This window comes from Vibrio sp. 2134-1, assembly GCF_033339495.1.
Genome location: NZ_JAWOUS010000226.1, coordinates 1 through 236 on the forward strand (window position 1 = coordinate 1; position 236 = coordinate 236).

At 47.9% G+C, this 236-nt stretch carries 1 protein-coding gene; it reads left to right on the forward strand.

Going from position 1 to position 236, the window contains the following annotated elements:
- The coding region (locus R7R78_RS25095; RefSeq protein ID WP_406707394.1) for an NAD(P)/FAD-dependent oxidoreductase at positions 1-236 on the forward strand (236 nt) is incomplete at both ends.

Below are 236 nucleotides of genomic sequence, written 5' to 3' on the forward strand. Positions count from 1 at the left end.
CTAATCTTTGTCGCTGGCTTGCTACTCAAGCTGAGCAGCTCGGTGTTGAAGTATTTCCTGGTTTTGCCGCTGCGAGCATTAACTACGATGAATCAGGTGCCGTTACTGGTATCACCACCAACGATATGGGGCTGGATAAAAACGGACAAGAGAAAGCCAATTTCGAACCGGGCATTGAACTTAAAGCCAAATACACGCTGTTTGCTGAAGGGTGCCGTGGGCATTTAGGAAAAGAG